8 protein-coding genes are annotated in these 6759 nt (G+C 73.9%); 4 read left to right on the top strand and 4 right to left on the bottom strand.

Annotated elements, in window-relative coordinates; translation table 11 throughout:
* The coding region (locus L0B03_RS12105) for a DNA polymerase III subunit gamma and tau (RefSeq protein ID WP_250446065.1) at positions 1-1163 on the bottom strand (1163 nt) is incomplete at its 3' end.
* Positions 1164-1322: 159 nt separating this feature from the next.
* On the opposite strand from L0B03_RS12105, the gene L0B03_RS12100 reads away from it, so the two are divergent.
* Positions 1323-2156, top strand: a complete 834-nt coding sequence (locus L0B03_RS12100) for a MerR family transcriptional regulator (protein ID WP_250446064.1) — start codon at positions 1323-1325, stop codon at positions 2154-2156.
* On the opposite strand, the gene L0B03_RS12095 is transcribed toward L0B03_RS12100, so the two are convergent.
* From L0B03_RS12095 to L0B03_RS12085, 3 genes are all read right to left on the bottom strand, one after another.
* Complete coding sequence (locus L0B03_RS12095; protein ID WP_250446062.1) at positions 2153-2578, bottom strand: hypothetical protein; 426 nt, start codon at positions 2576-2578, stop codon at positions 2153-2155. The genes L0B03_RS12100 and L0B03_RS12095 overlap by 4 nt on opposite strands.
* Positions 2579-2679: 101 nt before the next feature.
* On the bottom strand, positions 2680-4035 hold the full coding sequence (locus L0B03_RS12090; RefSeq protein ID WP_250446061.1) for an FtsX-like permease family protein: 1356 nt from the start codon (positions 4033-4035) through the stop codon (positions 2680-2682).
* A complete protein-coding gene (locus L0B03_RS12085) occupies positions 4032-4697 on the bottom strand; it encodes an ABC transporter ATP-binding protein (RefSeq protein WP_250446060.1) in 666 nt (221 codons plus the stop codon). The genes L0B03_RS12090 and L0B03_RS12085 overlap by 4 nt, the downstream gene beginning before the upstream one ends.
* A 390-nt stretch (positions 4698-5087) precedes the next feature.
* On the opposite strand from L0B03_RS12085, the gene L0B03_RS12080 reads away from it, so the two are divergent.
* The 3 genes from L0B03_RS12080 to L0B03_RS12070 form a co-directional block, all read left to right on the top strand.
* The gene (locus L0B03_RS12080) at positions 5088-5636 is read left to right on the top strand and encodes a TetR/AcrR family transcriptional regulator (RefSeq protein ID WP_250446058.1); all 549 of its coding nucleotides are present in this window, start codon (positions 5088-5090) and stop codon (positions 5634-5636) included.
* Positions 5637-5761: 125 nt separating this feature from the next.
* Positions 5762-6112, top strand: coding sequence for a hypothetical protein (locus L0B03_RS12075; RefSeq protein ID WP_250446056.1), 351 nt, complete (start codon positions 5762-5764; stop codon positions 6110-6112).
* A gap of 29 nt (positions 6113-6141) precedes the next feature.
* A partial coding sequence (locus L0B03_RS12070; protein WP_250446055.1) for an alcohol dehydrogenase catalytic domain-containing protein occupies positions 6142-6759 on the top strand: 618 nt, incomplete at its 3' end.

Here is a 6759-nt window from a genome sequence, read left to right as displayed (position 1 = left end):
CCCCGGGTCAGCTCCCGCTCGACGCGGTCGATCCTGGCGCCCAGCCCGCGAGCGCCGTCGTCGGCCGCGGGCAGCAGGAGCCGGGCGACGAGCAGCTCGAGGTGGAGCCGCGGGGAGGTCGCCCCGGTCATCTCGGTGAGGGCCTCGTTGACCAGGTCCGCCGAGCGGGAGAGCTCGGCCGCCCCGAGCACGGTGGCCTGGGCGCGCATCCGTTCGAGCTGGTCGGCGGGGAGGTCCCTGAGCACGGCCTGCGCGGCCTCCCCCGAGGCGGCGATGACGATGAGGTCGCGCAGCCGCTCGAGCAGGTCCTCGACGAACCGCCGGGGCTCGTGCCCCGAGCTCACGACGCGGTCGACCACCCGGAAGGCGCTCGCGCCGTCCCGTGCGGCGATCGCGTCGACCGTGTCGTCCAGGAGGGCCGCGTGGGTGTACCCGAGCAGGGCGACGGCCCGCTCGTAGTCGATCCCCTCGGCCGTCGCCCCCGCGACGAGCTGGTCGAGCACGGACATCGAGTCACGCACCGAGCCACCGCCCGCGCGGACCACGAGGGGCAGCACGCCGGCGCCGACCGGGACGCCCTCGGTGGTGCAGACCTGCTCGAGGTAGGGCAGCAGGGTGTCGGGGGCGACGAGGCGGAAGGGGTAGTGGTGGGTGCGCGAGCGGATGGTCCCGATGACCTTGTCCGGCTCGGTCGTCGCGAAGACGAACTTCACGTGCTCGGGCGGCTCCTCGACGATCTTCAGCAGGGCGTTGAACCCCTGCGAGGTGACCATGTGGGCCTCGTCCAGGATGAAGATCTTGAAGCGGTCCCGGGCCGGGGCGAAGGTCGCGCGCTCGCGCAGGTCCCGTGCGTCGTCCACGCCACCGTGGCTCGCGGCGTCGATCTCGACCACGTCGAGCGACCCCGCGCCGCCACGGGCGAGCTCGACGCACGAGGGGCACCGCCCGCACGGGGTGTCCGTCGGTCCCTCGGCGCAGTTGAGGCAGCGCGCCAGGATCCGGGCCGACGTCGTCTTGCCGCAGCCTCGCGGGCCGGAGAACAGGTAGGCGTGAGTCACCTTGTCGCTGCGCAGGGCCTGCATGAGCGGGTCGGTGACGTGCTCCTGCCCGATCACCTCGGTGAAGGTCTCGGGCCGGTAGCGGCGGTACAGGGCGGTGCTCACGCCAGAACCCTACGCGGGGAGGGGGACACCGCGGCACCCGCGGGCACCTCCCGGTGTGCGCGCGGACCGCTCCGTCCACAACCCCGGCACCGCGGGCCAAGATCCCCCGCGGAACAGCCCCCTTGAGCCTCACACGGTGTCAGGGTGTGGCCTATGGGCATGACCCCGTCCGACGAGCACCTGCTGAGGATCGGCGACCTCTCGCGGCTGTCGATGATCAGCGTCCGCATGCTCCGGCACTACGACGAGCACGGCGTGCTGCGCCCCGCGCGCGTCGACCCCGACTCTGGCTACCGCCTCTACTCCAGCACCCAGCTGCGCACCGCGGCACGGGTCCGGGAGCTGCGGGACGTCGGCCTCGGGGTCGCCGAGCTGGCCCGGTGCGTCCCGCTGCTCGACGACGCCGAGGCGATGCGGGAGGTGCTGGCCGAGCACCGGCTCCGCCTGGAGACCGAGGCCGGGACGGTCGCCGACCGGATCCGCGGGGTCGATCACCTCATCACCGCGTTGGAGGAACCGCCCATGTCCGTCGAGATCACGCACCGCACCGTCCCGGCCCGCACCGTCGCGAGCCTGCGGGACACCATCCCCACCTACGCCGACGAGGGGCTGCTGTGGCAGCGCCTCATGGTCGGCCTCCCGGCCGCGGGAGCCGTCCCCGCCGAGAACCCCCGCTCGGTCGCCGTCTTCCACGACCCCGACCACGTCGAGGCGGGCCCCGACGTCGAGGTCCAGCTCGACGTCGTCGGACCGTTCACCTCACACGGAGAGGTCGCCTGCGTCGAGGTTCCCGAGCAGCAGAACGCCGTCGGGGTGCTCCACGGCCCGTACGAGGGGATCTCCGAGGTCATGGAGGCCCTGGGCCGGTGGGTCGCCGAGCACGGCTACGCCTTCGCCGGGCCCATGTTCAACGTCTACGTGGTCAGCCCGCAGGAGGACCCCGACCCGGCTCGCTGGGTCACCGAGGTGTGCATGCCCGTCACACGCGGCTAGCGGGTCGCGACGCCGCGTCGCGCGACGGTCCGGGCGGCGACGATCATCACCACGGTGACGGTCCCGAGGATCCCCGCGAGCGCGGCGATCGCGAAGCGGCCCGAACCGTCCGACGCCGCTGCCACGACGAAGGCGACGGCCGCACCGACCATGGCGAGGACCAGTGCGGTCCGGCCGGCGAGCTCCACCGGACGCGTGGCACCAGGGCGGGGCAGCACGGCGGCGACGACCGCCAGGAGGACGGCCGCGACCCCCGAGACGCCGGCGACCACGAGGAACGTCGGCTGCTCGGAGGGGCCTGCCGCGAGCCCGGTGGCGATCCCGACGCCGAGGAAGACCAGCGCCATGAACCCGAGAAGGAAGGAGACGGGCAGGATCGTCGACGGGGGCAGCGGAGGGGCGACCCGGTCTGTGCGGTCCATCGTGATGCCCCCTCGCGCATGCCCTGTGCGTGCTCGCGGGCAGCCTACTGGGCGCGGCCGTCGCGCGACCGGACCCGACCCCTGGTCCGGTCCCGCCTCGCTCAGTCCGCCCGGACCACCGGGTCTCGCAGCACCGACCGCAGCAGGGGACGGGTGCTCTCGACCGCGCCGACCACCAGGAGCAGCCCTCCCGTCAGGCAGACGGCGAGCATCACCATCCCACCCGGGCTGCTCACCCCGGTGAGCCCGAGCCACGGCGCGAACATGAGCACGGAGGCCGCCGTCGACCCGACGGTGACGAGCAGGAGGGGACCGAGGACCTCACGACGCCGGACCTCGTCGAGCAGCTCGGCCGGCACGCCCGCCAGGTGCTGCAGGGCGTACTCGCGACGTCGGTCGAGGACCGACGCGGCCTGCGCGACCCCCGCCGAGACGGCGGCGAGGACGAAGGCGATGACCAAGGTCAGCAGGGCACCGGTGCTGAGGTCAGTGAGGAGGAGCTGCTGGTCGGGGTCGTCGGTGCTGGATGCGGCCAGGGACGGCACGATGGCGAGAGCGCCCGCGACGAACCCCGCGAGGCCGAGCCCTCCGACCACGCGCCACGCGGCCCGGGGGTCGTCGAGCAGTCGCCGTGCGGCGAGCAGCCGGGCCGGGGTCGAGGCGCGGCGCAGCTGGATCCTCGCGAGCAGCCCGAGCACCCACGGCCCCACCACGTTGAGGGCCGCGAAGGCGAGCGCGAGGCCCCCGACGAGGAAGGCGAACGCCGCGGCACCGAAGGCGCCGAGGGCCGTGCTGATCACCATGAAGGTGCCGACCCCCACCACGGCGACGAGCAGTCGGACCACGCTGAGCTTCTTGGGCCTCTCGCGGCGCGCCACCCCGAGGGGCGAGAGGACCACGCGGCGCAAGGACACCGCCCCCGAGACCGCTGCGAGCAGGGGTACCGCCAGCAGGGCGACCAGCACGACCGTCCAGCCCACCCACAGCTCGCCCACCGTGAAGCTGCTGCCCTGGAACGGCACCAGGGCCCACAGCGGCAGCATCAGGCCGTAGAGGAGGACGCCGAGGGCCGCCCCGACCAGGCCCTGGCCCGAGGTCTCGACCAGGGTGAGGCCCACCACCTCACGCGGGGTGACCCCCAGCAGGCGCAGGGTCGCCAGCCTGGCGTCCCGACGCGCGACGCCGAGGCGGGCCGCTGCTCCCCCGAGGCTCAGGAGCGGGACTCCGAGCAGGACGACCGCGGTCCACGCGAGGATCACGTAGATGTCGGACCACTCCGCCTGGTAGGCCGTCTGCGGCTGGGCCTCGCGGCCGACGAAGCCCAGGAGCCCGCCCACCACCGACAGGGTCAGGGCCGTGGTGACGGCGAAGGCCGCGACCCCCAGGGCCGTGGTGAGCTGGGTGTCCTTCCCCCCTGCGCGGTGCAGGCCGGGGGCGAGGGCCAGCACGGCCCTCATCGGAGCACCCCGCGGTCCACGACGGTGCCGTCACGCATCGCGATGCTCTCGTCGCACCAGCCGGCGACGGTCGCGTCGTGGGTCACGACGACGAGGGCGGCCCCGGCCGCTCGGGTGGTCTCGGTCAGCACGCGCATCACCTCGGCCCCGGTGGCCTGGTCGAGGGCGCCGGTGGGCTCGTCAGCGAAGACGACCGCGGGGCCGGTGATCAGGGCGCGCGCGACCGCCACGCGCTGGGCCTGCCCGCCCGAGAGCTCCCCGGGGCGGCGCTGCTCCATGCCCGCGAGCCCCAGGGAGTGCATCCACTGCCCGGCCAGCGCGGTCGCCTGCTTGCGGTTCGCGCCCAGGAGCATCGACGGCAGGGCGATGTTCTCGATCGCGGGCAGCTCGGAGAGCAGCTGCCCGAACTGGAAGACGAACCCGTAGTGCCTCCGCCGCAGCAGGGACCTCTCCCGATCCCCGAGCGCGCCGACGGCGCGTCCCCGCAGCGTCACCGTCCCGGCGTCGGGCACGAGGATCCCCGCCAGGCAGTGCAGCAGGGTGGACTTGCCCGAGCCGGAGGGCCCCATGACCGCGAGGGAGCGCCCGCCGTCGAGGTCGACGTCGACCCCCGCGAGGGCAGTCGTCGTGCCGAAGCGCTTGGCCAGCCCGCGGGCGGTCATCGCTGGGCCCGACGTGGCGGGGGGCGCCGAGGGGTGCGGAGCTGAGGGGTGCGGCGTCGGCGGGCGCGGGGTCGACGAGCGTGTCGTGGCAGGCGTGGTCGGGCTGTGGTCCATGGTGTCCAACCTCCCGCGAGGCGACGGTTGCCCGCGTCGCACGACGGGCGGGTCCTCGCGACGCCCGCCTGCACCCGAGGGCTGGGTCGGGGTCCGTCCACGGGCGTACGCGGGGCACGTCGCGCGCTGCGCTCAGGCGAGCACGAAGGCACCCGCGAGGGCCAGCACCACGCCGCGGCCGAGCACCACCAGGAGGTGGTCCGTGGCATCCAGGCCAGCGAGTGGGGATGGCGAGAAGGCTGGCGCTCACCGCGCAGTGACTGTACAGTCACTCACATGCCCTCCCTCAGCACCGCGCAGATGCGCGTCCCGGTCGTCACCGCCAGCGCGGTGGAGGAGTTCGCACGCGGCGGGTTCCACGGCACCACGGTCGCGGACGTGGCTCGGGCAGCGCGCATCTCGCCCGCGTACGTGTTCAAGCTGTTCCCGAGCAAGGAACGGCTGTTCGTCGCCGCGCTCGACGACTGCTTCCGGCAGATCGTCGAGACGCTGGGCGTGGCGGCCGACGGGGCGGCAGGGGGCCCGCCGGACGGCATCCTCGACGCGATGGGGGGCGCCTACGCCGAGCTCATCGCCGACCGGTCGCTGCTGATGCTCCAGGTCCACGCCCAGTCGGTCGCAGACATCCCCGAGGTGGGTCAGGCGCTGCGCGCCGGCCTGGCGACGGTGGTCCGGCTGGCCAAGACGCGGTCGGGGGCGAGCGACGAGGCCGTCCAGCGGTTCGTCGCCGTCGGGCAGCTGTGCCACCTGATCGTCACCTCCGGCATCGAGGACGTCCCCGACGAGTGGGCGTCGATCCTCACGGCGGGCATCCGCCACCCGTAGGCACCCTCAGGCGCACCGCCCCTACCTCTTCACCACTCCGCCATCCCAACCGAGTCCGCCATCCAGACCGAGCTTGCTCGTCTCATGGTGAGTGATCAATCACGCATCTATCGAAGGAGATCGCCATGAACGTCCCGTCCGCACAGCCCGTCCTCATCCCGGCCGCGCGTCGCACCCCGCGCGCCGTCCTCGTCTCCGCCTGGGCCGTCCCGGTCCTCGTGCTGATCCAGTTCTCGATGGTCGCGATCGTGCCGGTGGCCCTGCTGCTCGTCGGCACCTTCCGGCACGCCGCCCTGCGGCCGCTGCGCGTCTACAGCGCCGTGCTCGCCGCCCTCTACGCGACCCCGCTCGCGATCTGGGTGCTGCGGCCCGACGGCGCCGAGAGCCTCTCGAAGGACATGCACCCCGCCTTCGTGGTCCTCATCGTGGCCGCCGGGGCCGCGCTGCTGGTGAAGAACCACCTCCGCACCCGCTGACCACCGTCCACCACCCCCGAGGAGTCACCATGAGCACCACCGTCCGCGCGACCGAGGTCGTGATGCCGCACCGGGTCGAGCCCGACGGCCTCCTCGTCCGCCACCGTGACCTGCCCGCACCTGGCGCCGGCCAGGCGCTCGTCCGGGTCGAGGCGACCGGCGTGTCGTTCGCCGAGCAGCAGATGCGACGCGGGAAGTACTACGACCAGCCCCCGTTCCCCTTCGTCCCGGGCTACGACCTCGTCGGCGTCGTCGAGGCGATCGGGGAGGGGGGCGCGCCCGGGCTCGTCGGCGTTCGCGTCGCGACCGTGGTCAAGGTCGGCGGTTGGGCCTCGCACCTGCTGGTCGACGCCACCCACCTCGTCCCGGTGCCGCCAGGGGTGGACCCGGCCGAGGCCGAGACGCTGATCGTCAACGGCCTCACCGCGTGGCAGATGCTGCACGGTGTCGCGAAGGTCCGGCGCGGGCAGACCGTCGTCGTGCTCGGCGCGAACGGCGGTGTCGGCTCGACCCTGGTCCAGCTCGCGGTCGAGGCCGGGATCACGGTCATCGGCACCGCCGCCCCGCGGCATCACGACCTCGTCCGGGGCCTCGGCGCGACCCCGGTCGACCACCGGGCGCCGCAGCTCGCCGACAAGTCGGAGGCC

Source organism: Actinotalea sp. C106, assembly GCF_023630195.1.
Lineage (GTDB): Bacteria > Actinomycetota > Actinomycetes > Actinomycetales > Cellulomonadaceae > Actinotalea.
Note: the sequence above shows the minus strand (reverse complement) of the source record. Positions and strands in the feature narration are given on the sequence as shown.